Annotated in this window: 13 protein-coding genes; 10 read left to right on the top strand and 3 right to left on the bottom strand. The window is 75.6% G+C overall.

Features of this window, described 5'->3' with window-relative positions; all coding sequences use genetic code 11:
* Positions 1-132 precede the first annotated feature (132 nt).
* The 4 genes from ACSURM_RS28185 to cobI are packed head-to-tail and all read left to right on the top strand — an operon-like array spanning position 133 to position 4,794.
* Positions 133-2,121 carry a putative cobaltochelatase gene (locus tag ACSURM_RS28185; RefSeq protein ID WP_436958603.1) on the top strand — a complete coding sequence of 663 codons (1,989 nt, stop codon included), beginning with the start codon at positions 133-135 and terminating at the stop codon, positions 2,119-2,121.
* Entirely contained in the window at positions 2,121-2,720 is a 600-nt protein-coding gene (cobO, locus tag ACSURM_RS28180) for a cob(I)yrinic acid a,c-diamide adenosyltransferase (protein WP_030620436.1), read from the top strand. The genes ACSURM_RS28185 and cobO overlap by 1 nt, the downstream gene beginning before the upstream one ends.
* Positions 2,714-4,066: a cobyrinate a,c-diamide synthase gene (locus tag ACSURM_RS28175; protein WP_436958602.1), complete on the top strand. Its 1,353-nt coding sequence runs from the start codon at positions 2,714-2,716 to the stop codon at positions 4,064-4,066. The genes cobO and ACSURM_RS28175 overlap by 7 nt, the downstream gene beginning before the upstream one ends.
* Positions 4,063-4,794, top strand: a complete 732-nt coding sequence (cobI, locus tag ACSURM_RS28170; protein WP_436958601.1) for a precorrin-2 C(20)-methyltransferase — start codon at positions 4,063-4,065, stop codon at positions 4,792-4,794. Before ACSURM_RS28175 ends, cobI begins: the two co-directional genes overlap by 4 nt.
* A gap of 11 nt (positions 4,795-4,805) precedes the next feature.
* On the opposite strand, the gene ACSURM_RS28165 is transcribed toward cobI, so the two are convergent.
* Positions 4,806-5,744 (bottom strand): ZIP family metal transporter, encoded by a 939-nt coding sequence (locus tag ACSURM_RS28165; RefSeq protein ID WP_436958600.1) that lies wholly within the window; start codon positions 5,742-5,744, stop codon positions 4,806-4,808.
* Between the two features lie 91 nt (positions 5,745-5,835).
* Here ACSURM_RS28165 and cobM point away from each other — a divergent pair, with 91 nt between their 5' ends.
* Genes cobM through cobC form a run of 6 tightly spaced genes read left to right on the top strand, consistent with a single transcriptional unit; the run spans position 5,836 to position 12,165 of the window.
* Positions 5,836-6,672, top strand: coding sequence for a precorrin-4 C(11)-methyltransferase (gene cobM, locus ACSURM_RS28160; protein WP_436958598.1), 837 nt, complete (start codon positions 5,836-5,838; stop codon positions 6,670-6,672).
* Positions 6,669-7,904, top strand: coding sequence for a precorrin-6y C5,15-methyltransferase (decarboxylating) subunit CbiE (gene cbiE / locus ACSURM_RS28155; protein ID WP_436958597.1), 1,236 nt, complete (start codon positions 6,669-6,671; stop codon positions 7,902-7,904). Before cobM ends, cbiE begins: the two co-directional genes overlap by 4 nt.
* Complete coding sequence (gene cobJ / locus ACSURM_RS28150; RefSeq protein ID WP_436958596.1) at positions 7,901-9,580, top strand: precorrin-3B C(17)-methyltransferase; 1,680 nt, start codon at positions 7,901-7,903, stop codon at positions 9,578-9,580. The genes cbiE and cobJ overlap by 4 nt, the downstream gene beginning before the upstream one ends.
* A complete protein-coding gene (locus ACSURM_RS28145; RefSeq protein ID WP_436958595.1) occupies positions 9,577-10,167 on the top strand; it encodes a precorrin-8X methylmutase in 591 nt (196 codons plus the stop codon). The genes cobJ and ACSURM_RS28145 overlap by 4 nt, the downstream gene beginning before the upstream one ends.
* The gene (locus ACSURM_RS28140) at positions 10,164-11,078 is read left to right on the top strand and encodes a sirohydrochlorin chelatase (protein WP_436958594.1); all 915 of its coding nucleotides are present in this window, start codon (positions 10,164-10,166) and stop codon (positions 11,076-11,078) included. The genes ACSURM_RS28145 and ACSURM_RS28140 overlap by 4 nt, the downstream gene beginning before the upstream one ends.
* Positions 11,068-12,165 carry an Rv2231c family pyridoxal phosphate-dependent protein CobC gene (gene cobC / locus ACSURM_RS28135; protein ID WP_436958593.1) on the top strand — a complete coding sequence of 366 codons (1,098 nt, stop codon included), beginning with the start codon at positions 11,068-11,070 and terminating at the stop codon, positions 12,163-12,165. Before ACSURM_RS28140 ends, cobC begins: the two co-directional genes overlap by 11 nt.
* A 77-nt stretch (positions 12,166-12,242) precedes the next feature.
* Here cobC and ACSURM_RS28130 read toward each other — a convergent pair whose 3' ends face one another.
* Together ACSURM_RS28130 and ACSURM_RS28125 are read right to left on the bottom strand one after the other, a co-directional pair.
* Positions 12,243-13,151, bottom strand: a complete 909-nt coding sequence (locus ACSURM_RS28130) for an SCO1860 family LAETG-anchored protein (RefSeq protein ID WP_436958592.1) — start codon at positions 13,149-13,151, stop codon at positions 12,243-12,245.
* 142 nt (positions 13,152-13,293) lie between these two features.
* A complete protein-coding gene (locus ACSURM_RS28125; protein ID WP_436958591.1) occupies positions 13,294-14,385 on the bottom strand; it encodes an amidohydrolase family protein in 1,092 nt (363 codons plus the stop codon).
* Between the last annotated feature and the right edge of the window lie 6 nt (positions 14,386-14,391).

The following is a 14,391-nucleotide window of genomic DNA, read 5'->3' as shown; positions in this document are numbered from 1 at the left end:
GCGCTGCCGCATCGCCGACGGCGTAACCCAGGACCATCCCCGCGTCGGCGGGGAGCACGCACCAACGATGACAGCGCGGCGCGCGGCGTCCGTGCTTCTGCGCCCCACCTCACCTGAAGGAGTGATCGCCGCGTGAGCACGCCCTACCCGTTCAGCGCCATCGTCGGACAGGACGATCTCCGCTTGGCGCTGCTCCTCAACGCGGTGAGCCCCGCGGTCGGTGGTGTTCTCGTGCGCGGCGAGAAAGGCACCGCCAAGTCGACGGCGGTGCGGGCGCTCTCGGCGCTGCTGCCCGCGGTGGCCGTCGTGCCCGGGTGCCGGTTCTCGTGCGACCCGGCCGCGCCCGACCCCTCGTGCCCGGACGGGCCGCACGAGGCGGGCAACGGCACCGAGCGGGCCGCGCGGATGGTCGAGCTGCCCGTCGGTGCCTCCGAGGACCGGCTGGTGGGCGCGCTGGACATCGAGCGGGCGCTCGCGGAGGGCGTCAAGGCTTTCGAGCCCGGTCTGCTGGCCGACGCCCATCGGGGCATCCTCTACGTCGACGAAGTGAACCTGCTCCACGACCACCTGGTCGACCTGCTGCTGGACGCGGCCGCGATGGGTGCCTCGTACGTCGAGCGCGAAGGCGTCTCCGTGCGGCACGCCGCGAAGTTCCTGCTCGTCGGGACGATGAACCCGGAAGAGGGCGAGCTGAGGCCGCAGTTGCTCGACCGGTTCGGGCTCACCGTGGAGGTCGCCGCCTCGCGGGAGCCGGACCAGCGGGTGGAGGTCGTCCGGCGCCGCCTCGCCTACGACGACGATCCCGCCGGGTTCGCCGCGAAGTGGGCGGAGGAAGAGGCCGCCGTACGGCAACGGATCGTCGCCGCGCGGGAGTTGCTGCCGCAGGTGCGGCTGGGTGACGCGGCGCTGCGGCAGATCGCGGCGACTTGTGCCGCGTTCGAGGTGGACGGCATGCGCGCCGACATCGTGATGGCGCGCACCGCGACCGCGCTGGCCGCGTGGGCCGGGCGGACCGACGTCCTCGCCGAGGACGTGCGGCAGGCGGCGCTGCTCGCGCTGCCGCACCGGCGGCGGCGGAACCCGTTCGACGCGCCGGGCCTGGACGAGGACAAGCTGGACGAGACGCTGGAGCAGTACTCCGGGGACGACGGCGACGACGAGCCGGACCCCGACGGTCCCGGCGGCGGTGGGCAGCCGGCGCCGGACAGCGGTCCGCAGGGCGACGGCGGTGAGGCCGCGCGGCCGGAGGCCGGTGAGGGCGGGCAGCCGCAGGCGTCCGGCGCGGGCGAGCAGTCGGCGGTACGGGCCGCCGAGCCCTTCCGCACCAAGGTGCTGAGCGTCCCGGGTATCGGGGAGGGTGCCGCCGGGCGGCGGTCCCGGGCGCGGACGGAACACGGCCGGACCACGGGGGCCCGCCGGCCGCGGGGGACGCTGACCAAGCTGCACCTGGCGGCCACCGTGCAGGCCGCCGCGCCGTATCAGCGGGCGCGGGGGCGGTCCGGGCCGGGCCTTGTGGTGCGCCGGGACGATCTGCGGCAGGCGACCCGGGAAGGGCGTGAGGGAAACCTCGTGCTGTTCGTCGTGGACGCCTCCGGGTCGATGGCCGCGCGGCAGCGGATGAGTGCCGTGAAGGGTGCCGTGCTGTCGTTGCTGCTGGACGCCTACCAGCGGCGGGACAAGGTGGGGCTGGTGACCTTCCGGGGCGGCTCGGCGGAGGTCGCGCTGCCGCCCACCTCGTCCGTGGACGCCGCCGCCGCGCGGCTGGAGACGCTGCCGACCGGTGGCCGTACGCCGCTGGCGGCCGGGCTGCTGAAGGCGCACGAGGTGCTGCGCGTGGAGCGGCTGCGGGACCCGGCGCGGCGGCCGCTGGTGGTCGTGGTGACGGACGGGCGGGCCACGGGCGGTCCGGAGCCCGTGCTGCTCGCGTCCAGGGCCGCCGGGCTGTTCGCGGCCGAGGGTGTCGCCTCGGTGGTCGTGGACTGTGAGTCGGGGCCGGTGCGGCTCGGGCTCGCCGGGCGGCTCGCCGCCGATCTCGGCGGTACCGCCGTGACGCTGGACGAGCTGCGGGCGGACGCGATCGCCGGGCTGGTGAAGGGGATTCAGGGCAGGAGGGCCGCGTAGTGCCGCAGGGACAGCCGAGTGTCGTACCGGACGACGGACTGACGACGCGTCAGCGGCGGAATCGTCCGCTGGTCGTGGTGCACACGGGCGTGGGCAAGGGCAAGTCGACGGCCGCGTTCGGGCTCGCGCTGCGGGCCTGGAACCAGGGGTGGCCCATCGGGGTGTTCCAGTTCGTCAAGTCGGCGAAGTGGAAGGTCGGCGAGGAGAACGCGCTGCGGGTGCTCGGTGCCTCCGGTGAGGGCGGCACGGTCGCCTGGCACAAGATGGGCGAGGGCTGGTCGTGGGTCCAGCGCGATGCCCAGATGGACAACGAGGAGAAGGCCCGGGAGGGCTGGGAGCAGGTCAAGCGCGACCTGGCCGCCGAGACGTACCGGCTGTACGTGCTGGACGAGTTCGCGTACCCGATGCACTGGGGGTGGGTGGACACCGGCGAGGTGATCGAGGTGCTGCGGAACCGGCCCGGTACCCAGCACGTGGTGATCACCGGGCGGAACGCGCCGCCGGAGCTGGTGGACTTCGCCGATCTCGTCACCGACATGTCCAAGGTCAAGCACCCCATGGACGTGGGGCAGAAGGGCCAGAAGGGCATCGAGTGGTGAGATCGCCGGTGCCCCGGCTGGTCGTCGCCGCGCCCTCGTCGGGCAGCGGCAAGACCACCGTCGCCACGGGGCTGATGGCCGCGTTCGCCGCGCGGGGGCTCGCCGTGTCCCCGCACAAGGTCGGGCCGGACTACATCGACCCGGGGTACCACGCCCTGGCGACCGGGCGTACGGGGCGCAACCTGGACGCGTATCTGTGCGGGCCGGAGCTGATCGCTCCGCTGTTCCTGCACGGGGCGCGGGGGTGCGACCTGGCCGTTGTCGAGGGTGTGATGGGGCTGTACGACGGGGCGGCCGGGCAGGGTGAGCTGGCGTCCACCGCGCACGTGGCGAAGCTGCTGCGGGCGCCGGTGGTGCTGGTGGTCGACGCGTCCTCGCAGTCGCGGTCGGTGGCGGCGCTGGTGCACGGGTTCGCCTCGTGGGATCCGCAGGTGCGCCTCGGGGGCGTGATCCTGAACAAGGTGGGTTCGGACCGGCACGAGGAGCTGCTGCGGGAGGCGCTGGATTCGGCCGGGGTGCCTGTCCTGGGTGTGCTGCGGCGGGTTCCGCAGGTGGACACGCCGTCCCGGCACCTGGGGCTGGTCCCGGTCGCCGAGCGGCGGGCCGCGGCGCTGGACGCGGTCGCGGCGATGGCCGCGCAGGTCGAGCGGGGATGCGATCTCGACGCCCTGGCGCGGCTGGCGAGCGGTGCGGGGCCGCTGCCGGACGCTCCCTGGGAGGCGCCCGTGGGCGCGGCGGGGAGGCGTGCGGTGGTCGCCGTGGCCGGTGGTCCCGCCTTCACCTTCTCCTACGCCGAGCACACCGAGCTGCTCACCGCGGCCGGGGCCGAGGTCGTCGCCTTCGACCCGCTGCGGGACGAGCGGCTGCCCGAGGGCACGGCGGGGCTGGTCATCGGCGGTGGTTTCCCCGAGGTGTACGCCGCCGAGCTGTCGGCGAACGAGCCGCTGCGCGAGGCTGTCGCCGAACTGGCCCGCTCCGGCGCCCCCGTGGCCGCCGAGTGCGCCGGACTGCTGTACCTGTGCCGCGAGTTGGACGGCAGGCCGATGTGCGGTGTGCTGGACGCCGGCGCGCGGATGAGCGAGCGGCTGACGCTCGGCTACCGGGACGCCGTGGCGGTGGGTGACAGCGCGCTGGCGGCGGCCGGGACGCGGATGCGGGGGCACGAGTTCCACCGCACGGTCGTGGAGCCGGGCGCGGGTGCCGCTCCCGCGTGGGGGGTCACGGCTCCGGTGCGGCGGGTCGAAGGTTTCGTACAGCAGGGCGTGCACGCGAGTTATCTGCACACGCACTGGGCGTCCGAGCCCGGTGTCGCCCGTCGGTTCGTGGAGAGGTGCCGGACGTCATGAGCAGCAGGCTGGTCGGAGTCGGGGTCGGTCCCGGTGATCCGGAGCTGGTGACCGTCAAGGGGGTCAACGCCCTGCGCGCGGCCGATGTCGTCGTGGTGCCCGTGATGGACACCGGGGAGCGGGGGCGGGCCGAGGCGACGGTGGCGCACTACGTGCCCGCGGAGAAGATCGTGCGGGTGGTGTTCGCGCTGAACGAGCGGACCGACCGGGCGCGCCGGGAGGCGGCGTGGGACGCGGCGGGGCGGCGGGTCGCCGGGCTGCTGGAGGCGCACGCGTGCGTCGCGTTCGCCACCATCGGTGACCCGAACGTGTACTCGACGTTCACCTATCTGGCGCAGACCCTCGTGGAGCTGGTGCCCGGTGTGGTCGTGGAGACGGTGCCGGGGATCACCGCGATGCAGGATCTCGCGGCGCGGTCGGGTGCGGTGCTGACGGAGGGCACCGAGCCGCTGACGCTGGTGCCGGTGACGGCCGGGGCGGCGGTGCTGAAGGAGGCGCTGGCCGGGCCGGGCACGGTGGTGGCGTACAAGTTCGGGCGGCAGGCCGCCGAGGTCGCCGAGGCGCTGGCGGAGACCGGGCGGCTCGCGGACGCGGTGTGGGGGTCGGCGCTGGGGCTGCCGGAGGAGTCGGTGCGGCCGGCCGCCGAGCTGGACGGGTCGCCGCTGCCGTATCTGTCGACGCTGATCGCGCCGCCGCGGCGGGACGGCGGCCGGGGCGGGAAGCTGTGAGACCGTGCCCGTCACCCGGTGACGCCCACCACCAGCCAGATGAACGCGACGCCCGCGACCGTGCACAGCAGGGTGGAGCGGGCGGGGTGGGCGTGGTGGGCCTCGGGGAGGATCTCGGCGGCGGCGAGGTAGAGCAGGGCGCCGCCGAACAGGCCGAGATAGCCGCCGAGGACGTCCTCCGGGATGGCGAGGAACGCGGAGGCGGCGGCTCCGGCGACGGGGGCGACGGCGTCCGCGAAGAGCATGGCGAGGGCCTTGCGGCGGGCGTTGCCGTACAGGCGGGTGAGGGTGAAGGTGTTGAAGCCGTCCGCGAAGTCGTGGGCGATGACGGCGAGCGCGACCGCGGTGCCCATGCCGCCGCCCACCTGGAAGGACGCGCCGATCGCCACGCCGTCCATGAGGCTGTGCCCCACCATGGCGGCCGCCGCGGTCAGCCCCACCTCGGGGCTGCGGTGGCGGTGCTCGGCCGTGTCGTGCGGGACCGCCGTGTGTTCGGCCGCTTCGTGCTGGACCGCCGTGTGTTCGGCCGCCGCGTGCTGGACCGGCCCGTGCTCGGCCGCCTCGCGTTGGATCGACCCGTGCTCGGCCGCCTCGCATGCGGCTGCCCCGTGCTGGACCGGCCCGTGCTCAGCCGCCCCGCATTCGGCCGCTTCGTGTCGGACCGTCGCGTGTTCGACCGCTCCGTGCGCGGCGCGGCGGGTCGCCAGCAGGCGTTCCACCAGATGGGCGAGGAGGAAGCCGGCCACGAACAGCAGCAGTGCGGCCGGGACGCCGTGGATCTCGTCGTCCGCCGCCCTCAGGGCCTCGGGCAGCAGGTCCAGGCCGACCACGCCCAGCATCAGCCCGCCGGCCAGGCCCAGCACCAGATGGCGGCGGTCGGTCACGCGCTGTGCCGTCCAGCCGCCGGCCAGCGTCATCAGGAACGCGCCGAGCGCGACGAAGACCGCCATACGCCCTTGCTATCGGATCGACCCGGGTTCCCGCACGTCCGACGGCAGTCACCGCAGTTCTCGTAGGACTCGTAGGAGAGGACAGATTTCCATGGCCGATGCCACCACCGGCAAGGTGACCTTCGTCGGTGCCGGCCCCGGCGCCGCCGACCTGCTGACGTTCCGGGCCGCGCGGGCCATCGCCGAGGCCGACGTCGTGATCTGGGCCGCGAGCCTGGTCCAGGCGGAGGTCCTCGACCACGCCCGCGAGGGGGCCGAGATCCTGGACTCGGCGGCCATGTCGCTGGAGGACGTCGTCGCGGTGTACCGACGTGCGTTCGAGGAGGGGCTGAAGGTCGCCCGGATCCACTCCGGTGACCCGGCGCTGTGGGGCGGCACGCAGGAGCAGCTGGACCGCTGCCGGGAGATCGGGATCGCGACCGAGGTCGTGCCGGGCGTGTCGGCGTTCTCCGCGGTGGCCGCGCTGGCGCAGCGGGAGCTGACGATCCCGGAGGTCGCACAGTCCGTGGTGCTGACCCGGCTGGGCGGCGGCAAGACGCCGATGCCGCCCGGCGAGGAGGTGCGCGAGTTCGCCCGGCACGGCACCACCATGGCCGTCTTCCTGTCGGCGGCGCGCAGCGGGCAGCTGGTGCGGGAGCTGCTGGAGGGCGGCTACCCGACCTCGACGCCGGTGGTGGTCGCGTATCAGGCGACCTGGCCGGAGGAGCTGGTCGTGAAGTGCACGATCGGCACGCTGGAGGAGACGGTCAAGGAGCACAAGCTCTGGAAGCACACGCTGTTCCTGGTCGGTCCGGCGCTGGACGCGCACGGCACCCGCTCGCACCTGTACCACCCGGGGCACTTCCACGGCTACCGCAAGGCCGACCCCGAGGCGCGGCGGGCGCTGCGGGAGCAGAGGACACAGAGGACGCAGAGGACGCAGAGTTGATCACGGTCGTCGGTACGGGGACCGGGGCGCCGGTCGACCCCGGCCTGCTCGCCGGGGCCGCGCTGGTGGTCGGCGGGCGGCGGCACCTGGAGGCCGCAGCGCTGCCCGAGGGGGCGGAGCGCGTGGTGCTCGGGCCGCTGGCGCCCGCGCTGGACGCCGTCGCGGAGTACGTCGGCAAGGAGCTGCCGGTGGTGGTGCTGGCGTCCGGGGACCCGGGGTTCTTCGGGATCGTGCGGGCGCTGGCGGAGCGGTTCGGCGCCGGGCTGCTGGATGTGCGGCCGGGGGTGTCCTCGGTGGCGACGGCGTTCGCGCGGATCGGGCTGCCCTGGGACGACGCGGTGGTGGTGAGCGCGCACGGGCGGGAGTTGCGGACGGCGGTGAACGTGTGCCGGGCGCGGCCGAAGGTGGCGGTGCTGACCGGTCCGGGGGCCGGGCCGGCCGAGCTGGGGGCGGCGCTGCCCGGGGACCGGGTGCTGGTGGTGGCGAGCGCCCTCGGTGATCCGGAGCGGGAGCGCGTGGAGCGGGTGACGGCGGCCGAGGCGGCGGCGCGGGACTGGGGTGCGGCGGTGAGCGTGGTGCTGTGCCTGGACGAGGCGCGGGCGCTCGGTGCGGTGCGGACGGTCGCGGGGGTGCCCGGATCGCCGGAGCGGTGGGCGCTTCCGGAGGACGCGTTCGCGCACCGGGACTCGATGATCACCAAGTTCGAGGTGCGGGCGCTGGCGCTGGCCCGGCTGGGGCCGCGCCTGGGCGACCTGGTGTGGGACGTGGGTGCCGGGTCGGGGTCGGTCGCGGTGGAGTGCGCGCGGCTCGGCGCGGCCGTCGTCGCCGTGGAGAAGGCGGCCGACGGGGTCGGGCGGATCCGGGCCAACGCGCGCGCCCACGGTGTCGCGGTGGACGTGGTGCACGGTGCGGCTCCGGCGGCCCTGGCGGGGCTGGCGGACGATCCGGACGCGGTGTTCGTCGGCGGCGGGGGCCGGGAGCTGCCGGACGTGGTCGCCGCGTGCGCGCGGCGGGCGCGGCGGACGGTCGTCGTGGCGATGGCCGCGCTGGACCGGGTGCCGGCGGCGCGCGCGGCGCTGACGGAGGCCGGGCTGGTCTGCGACGGGGTGCTGTTGCAGTCGTCGCGGCTGGCGCCGTTGCCGGGGGACGTGACCCGGCTGGCGGCCACCAATCCGGTGTTTTTGCTGTGGGGCGTGAGAACCCCGGTGTCTAGTGAAGGAGTTGACCAGTGATCGGCCTGATTTCCGCCACCGCGGCGGGGGCGGCGGCGCGGGACCGGCTGGCCGCGGCCTGGCCGGACCGCACGCGGGTGTACGAGGGCCCGGTCAAGGAGGCGGTGCGGGCCGCGTTCGCCGAGTGCGAGCAGCTGGTGTGCTTCCTGGCGACGGGCGCGGTGGTGCGGCTGCTGGCGCCGCTGCTGGCCGGCAAGGCGGCCGACCCGGGTGTGGTGTGTGTGGACGAGGGCGGCCGGTTCGCGGTGTCGCTGCTCGGCGGGCACGGCGGCGGCGCCAATGAACTGGCCCGCGAGGTGGGCGCGGTACTGGGCGCGGAGCCGGTGGTGACGACCGCGACGGACGCGGTGGGGCTGCCGGGTCTGGACACGCTGGGGCTGCCGTACGAGGGTGCGGTGGCGGCGGTGTCCCGGGCGCTGCTGGACGGGGAGCCGGTGGCGCTGGCGGCGGAGGTGGCGTGGCCGCTGCCGCCGCTGCCGGTCGCGGACGAGGGGGCGTACACGGTGCGGGTCACCGACCGGGACGCCGTGCCGGGCGAGCGGGAGGTGCTGCTGCGTCCGCCGTCGCTGGTGGTCGGGGTCGGGGCGTCCAAGGGCGCGCCGGCCGGGGAGGTCCTCGCTCTGGTGGAGGGGTCGCTGCGGGAGGCGGGCCTCTCGGCGCGGTCGGTCGCCGAGCTGGCCACCGTGGACGCCAAGGCGGCGGAGCCGGGCATCGTGGCCGCCGCCGAGCGGCTCGGGGTGCCCCTGGTGACGTACTCCGCCGAGGAGTTGGCGCGGGTGGAGGTGCCGAATCCGTCCGCCGCGCCGCTGGCCGCGGTGGGTACGCCGTCGGTCGCCGAGGCCGCCGCCCTGCTGCGGGGCGGTGAACTCCTGGTGCCGAAGCGGAAGTCGGCGATGGCGACCTGTGCGGTGGTACGGCGGCCGGCGCGCGGGCGGCTCGCGGTGGTCGGGCTCGGGCCGGGCGCCCGGGACCTGCTCACCCCGCGGGCGGCGGCGGAGCTGCGGCGGGCCTCGGTGGTGGTGGGTCTGGACCAGTACGTGGACCAGGTCCGCGATCTGCTGCGGCCGGGGACCCGGGTGCTCGAGTCCGGTCTCGGCGCGGAGGAGGAGCGGGCGCGGACGGCGGTCGCCCAGGCCCGCGCGGGGCACGCGGTGGCGCTGATCGGCAGCGGGGACGCGGGGGTGTACGCCATGGCGTCCCCGGCGCTCGCGGAGGCGTCGGACGACATCGACGTGGTCGGGGTGCCCGGGGTGACGGCGGCGCTGGCCGCCGGGGCGATCCTGGGCGCGCCGCTGGGCCACGACCATGTGTCGATCAGCCTGTCGGACCTGCACACGCCGTGGGAGGTCATCGAGCGGCGGGTGCGGGCGGCGGCCGAGGCGGATCTGGTCGTCACCTTCTACAACCCGCGTTCCCGGGGCCGGGACTGGCAGCTGCCCAAGGCGCTGGCGATCCTCGCCGGGCACCGGGAGCCGGGGACGCCGGTGGGGGTCGTGCGCAACGCGTCCCGGCCGGACGAGTCGAGCCGGGTCACCACGCTGGCCGCGCTGGATCCGGCGACCGTCGACATGATGACGGTCGTCACCGTCGGGAACACGGCCACCCGGATCGTCGCGGGGCGGATGGTGACCCCGCGCGGCTACCGCTGGCAGGCGTCGCGGGAGGAGCCGAAGTGAACCGTGTCGTCCACCCGATCGAGCAGGAGTCCTACCGGCGGCTGCGCGCCCGCCTGGACACCTCGCACTTCCCGCCGCTGACCCGGGCGGTGGTGGAGCGGGTCATCCACTCCGCCGCCGACCTGGAGTACGCGACCGATCTCGTCATGGACGAGGGCGAGTTGGTGAGGGCGCACGCCGCGCTGCACGCCGGGGCGCCGGTGGTCGTGGACGTGGAGATGGTGGCCGCCGGGATCACCCGGCGGGAGACCGTCTGCCGGCTCAGGGACGCCGTGGCCGGGCCGGGGCTGACCCGTTCGGCGCACGCGATCCGGCTCGCGTACGAGCAGGTGGGTCCCGGTGCCCTCTGGGTGATCGGCAACGCGCCGACCGCGCTGGAGGAGCTGCTGACCCTGGACGCCGATCCGGCCCTGGTCATCGGGCTGCCCGTCGGTTTCGTCGGCGCGGTGGAGTCCAAGGCCGCGCTGCGGGAGAGCGGACTGCCCGCCGTGAGCAACGTGTCCGAGAAGGGCGGGTCGGCGGTCGCGTCCGCCGCGCTCAACGCCCTGCTGTACCACCCCGTTTCACACTCCGAGGAGACTTCGTGACCACCCCGCCCGCCCTGCTCATCGCCGGACACGGCACCCGTGACGACGCCGGTGCCGAGGCGTTCCGCGACTTCGTCCGGGAACTGGGGCGCCGCCACCCCGGTCTGCCCGTCGCGGGCGGCTTCATCGAGCTGTCCCCGCCGCCGCTCGGCGAGGCCGTCGCCGACCTGGTCGGGCGGGGCGTGCGCCGGTTCGCCGCGGTGCCGCTGATGCTGGTGTCCGCCGGGCACGCCAAGGGGGACATCCCGGCCGCGCTGGCCCGCGAGAAGGAGCGGCACCCGGGCATCTCCTACACCTACGGCCGTCCGCTGGGCCCGCACCCGGCGCTGCTGAGCGTGCTGGAGCGGCGGCTGGCCGAGGTGCTGGACGGCGTGGACCCCGCGGAGGTGACGGTGCTGCTGGTGGGGCGTGGTTCCACCGATCCGGACGCCAACGCCGAGGTGTTCAAGGCGGCGCGGCTGCTGTGGGAGGGCCGCGGGTACGCCGGGGTGGAGACGGCGTTCGTGTCGCTGGCGGCGCCGGACGTGCCGAGCGGCCTGGAGCGGTGTGCGGCGCTGGGCGCGCGGCGGATCGTGGTCCTGCCGTACTTCCTGTTCACCGGCATCCTGCCGGACCGGGTGCGGCGGCAGACCGAGGACTGGGCGGCGGCGCACCCGGAGCTGGACGTGCGGTCGGCCGATGTCATCGGGCCCGAGCCGGAGCTGCTGGACCTGGTGATGGAGCGGTACGAGGAGGCCGTCAAGGGCGATCTGCGGATGAACTGCGACTCGTGCGTGTACCGGATCGCGCTGCCGGGGTTCGAGGACAAGGTGGGGCTGCCGCAGCAGCCGCACTTCCACCCGGACGACGACGGTCACCACCACGGGCACGGGCACCACCACGGGGGCCACTCGCACAGCCATGCGCACTGAGCCGGGCGGCGCCCCGGAGCCCGACCTGCGGCACCACGGGGACGCCGAGGTCCGGGACGACGGGGCGGATGTGGTGGATCTCGCCGTCAACGTCCGGGCGGACACCCCGCCGCCGTGGCTGCGGGAGGAGATCGCCGGTTCGCTGTCGTCCCTCGCGGCCTATCCGGACGGGCGGGCCGCGCGGGCGGCGGTGGCCGCGCGGCACGGGCTGCCGGTGGAGCGGGTGCTGCTGACGGCGGGGGCCGCGGAGGCGTTCGTGCTGCTGGCCCGTGCGTTGAAGGTGCGCCGGCCGGTGGTCGTGCATCCGCAGTTCACGGAGCCGGAGGCGGCGCTGCGGGACGCCGGGCACAGCGTGGACCGGGTGCTGCTGCGGGAGCGGGACGGGTTCCGGCTGGACCCGTCGGCGGTCCCGGAGGACGCCGACCTGGTGGTGATCGGCAACCCCACCAACCCGACGTCGGTGCTGCACCCGGCGGGGACGGTCGCCGGGCTCGCCCGCCCCGGCCGGACGCTGGTGGTGGACGAGGCGTTCATGGACGCGGTACCGGGCGAGCGGGAGGCGCTGGCCGGGCGCACGGACGTGCCCGGGCTCGTCGTGCTGCGCAGCCTGACCAAGACCTGGGGCCTGGCCGGGCTGCGCATCGGCTACGTGCTCGCCGCCCCGGAGACCGTCGCCGATCTGGAGCGGGCGCAGCCCCTGTGGCCGGTCTCCACCCCGGCGCTGGCCGCGGCGCGGTCCTGCGTGACGCCGCGGGCGCTGGCCGAGGCAGGGCACGCGGCGCACCGCATCGCGGCGGACCGGGCGCACCTGGTGGCCGGACTGCGCTCCCTCGCCTCCCGCGGTGTGCGGGTGGCGGAGCCCGCGGCGGGGCCGTTCGTGCTGGTGCGGATGGCGGGGGCGGCCGGGGTACGGCGACGGTTGCGCGACCTCGGCTACGCGGTGCGGCGCGGGGACACGTTCCCCGGGCTCGGGGCGGACTGGGTGCGGATCGCCGTACGGGACCGGGCGACGGTGGACGGGTTCCTGGAGGCGCTGTCGGCCGTGCTCGGCGCGCCGGACTCCCCGGCCCGCGAGGCCGCTCCCTGACCGGGGGCGGCGCACCGGGCGGGGAGCGGCGCGGAGGCCGTCGGGCGTCCCGGCGGCCGGCCGGGCCGCCCGGGCCGTCAGTGCTTCCGGCGCCGGGCCAGGGTCAGCGCTCCCCCGCCCGCCAGCAGCAGGGCGAGGGCGCCGCCGGCGATGTACGGGGTGGTCGAGTCGCCGCCGGTCTCCGCGAGGCTGGCTTCCGACGGGGCGCCCTGGGGGCGGGGGCCGGCGGCCGGGTCGTGGCCGGGGGCCGGCTTCGCGGTGGGCGGGGTCGTCGGGGACTCGCAGGTGGCCTCGGCCAGGGTGACCGTGCCCTCGACCTCGGCGACGTTGAGCTTCAGGGGGTTGACGGAGACCTTGAGGCCGAGGGCGGTCGCGGCGGCCGTGCGGGTCGTCGTGGTGTGCCGGGACAGGTCGAGGCGGACCTCGCCGACGCCGGGCACCTTCACCTCGACGGGGCCGCCGGCGGTCAGGGTGACGCGCTTGCCGAGGACGGTGACGGTGCCGAGGACGTTCGCCTCGGCGGTGGGTGCCTGGCCGGCCGCGCAGGTGGCCCGGGCGGTGATCGCCTCCGCCTCGATGAGGGACAGCAGGGGCAGCCCGGGGAGGTGCAGCCGGGCGTGGGCGATGCGGACCGAGCCCTCGGCGCGCCGGGCGGTGGCCGTGGCCTTCGACTCGGCGACGTCGGCGCCGACCACGGTGAACGGTTTGCCGCCGTCGACGCCGTCGAGCCGGACGGAGAGCGCCGTCCGGTCCGCGCTGCGCGGTGCCCGGACCTCGTTGAAGGAGACCGCGAGCGGGACGTTCACGGTCCTGTTCAGCAGGGACACGTCGAGCGCGGTGCGCAGTACGGTGGCGGAGGCGCGGCCGTCGCCGGTGGCCGCGTGCGCGGTGCCCGTGCCCAGGGCCAGGGGTGCCGCGGTGAGGGCGGCGGCGGTCGCGAGGGCGGCCGAACGGCGTGCGGGCATGCGGAAGTTGTTGCTGTTCAAGGCGGTGGGACCCCCAGAGGAAACGTGCTTGGGACCCGTCAACCTTGTCCCCGGTGTGGGTGAACGGTCAGCGTTCCGGGGCTACTTCACCCGAACGTGAATACCCCGCACGGTGATTCGAATCAGGGGCGCGGCTACTCGATCACTCGATGATCCGCCCGTTCAGCACCACCCGGCGCGGCGCCGCCAGCACCCGTACGTCGGCCCGGGGATCGGCCTCGTACACCACCAGGTCGGCGGGGGCGCCCTCCTCCAGTCCGGGGCGGCCGAGCCAGGCGCGGGCCCCCCAGGTGGTCGCCGACAGGGCCGCGAGGGGCGGGATGCCGGCGGCGACCAGCTCGGCGACCTCCTCGGCGACCAGGCCGTGGGCCAGCGAGCCCCCGGCGTCCGTGCCGACATAGACCGGGATGCCGGCGTCGTAGGCGCCGCGCACGGTGTCGTAGCGCCGTTCGTGCAGCCGGCGCATGTGGGCGGACCAGCGGGGGAACTTCCGCTCGCCGCCCTCGGCGAGCCTCGGGAAGGTGGCGATGTTGACGAGGGTGGGCACGATGGCGACGCCCCGCTCGGCGAACAGCGGGATCAGGTCCTCGCTGAGCCCGGTCGCGTGCTCGATACAGTCGATGCCCGACTCGACCAGGTCGCGCAGCGAGCTCTCCGCGAAGCAGTGCGCGGTGACGCGGGCGCCGAGCCGGTGGGCCTCGGCGATGGCCGCCGCCACCGCCTCGCGCGGCCAGCAGGGGGCGAGGTCGCCGAGGTCCCGGTCGATCCAGTCGCCGACCAGCTTGACCCAGCCGTCGCCGCGCCGGGCCTCCTGGACGACGTAGGCGACGAGGTCGTCCGGTTCGATCTCCCAGGCGTAGTTGCGGATGTAGCGGCGGGTGCGGGCGATGTGCCGGCCCGCCCGGATGATCTTCGGCAGGTCGGCGCGGTCGTCGATCCAGCGGGTGTCGGAGGGCGAGCCCGCGTCCCGGACCAGCAGGGTGCCCGCGTCCCGGTCGGTGAGCGCCTGCTTCTCGGCGGTCTCGGCGTCGACCGGGCCGTGCGCGTCCAGGCCCACGTGGCAGTGCGCGTCGACCAGGCCGGGCAGGGCCCAGCCGGTGACGGTCCTGACGTCCCGGGCGCCTGCGGGGCGGTCGTAGGAGATCCGGCCCCCGACCACCCACAGCTCGTCCCGGACGTCGTCCGGACCGGCCAGGACGCGCCCCTTCACGTGCAGCACAGCGCCATCGCTCATGCACCG

Origin of the sequence: Streptomyces sp. SudanB182_2057 (assembly GCF_964272715.1) — a bacterium.
Taxonomy (GTDB): domain Bacteria; phylum Actinomycetota; class Actinomycetes; order Streptomycetales; family Streptomycetaceae; genus Streptomyces; species Streptomyces rubradiris.
This window is presented reverse-complemented; position numbering and strand designations above follow the sequence as displayed.

Bases quoted from the DNA above. Each gene is read 5' to 3' on its own strand.
- cobI (WP_436958601.1), top strand. From the start codon at position 4,063: ATGAGCAGCAGGCTGGTCGGAGTCGGGGTCGGTCCCGGTGATCCGGAG.
- ACSURM_RS28165 (WP_436958600.1), bottom strand. From the start codon at position 5,744: ATGGCGGTCTTCGTCGCGCTCGGCGCGTTCCTGATGACGCTGGCCGGC.
- cobM (WP_436958598.1), top strand. From the start codon at position 5,836: ATGGCCGATGCCACCACCGGCAAGGTGACCTTCGTCGGTGCCGGCCCC.
- cobC (WP_436958593.1), top strand. From the start codon at position 11,068: ATGCGCACTGAGCCGGGCGGCGCCCCGGAGCCCGACCTGCGGCACCAC.
- ACSURM_RS28125 (WP_436958591.1), bottom strand. From the start codon at position 14,385: ATGAGCGATGGCGCTGTGCTGCACGTGAAGGGGCGCGTCCTGGCCGGT.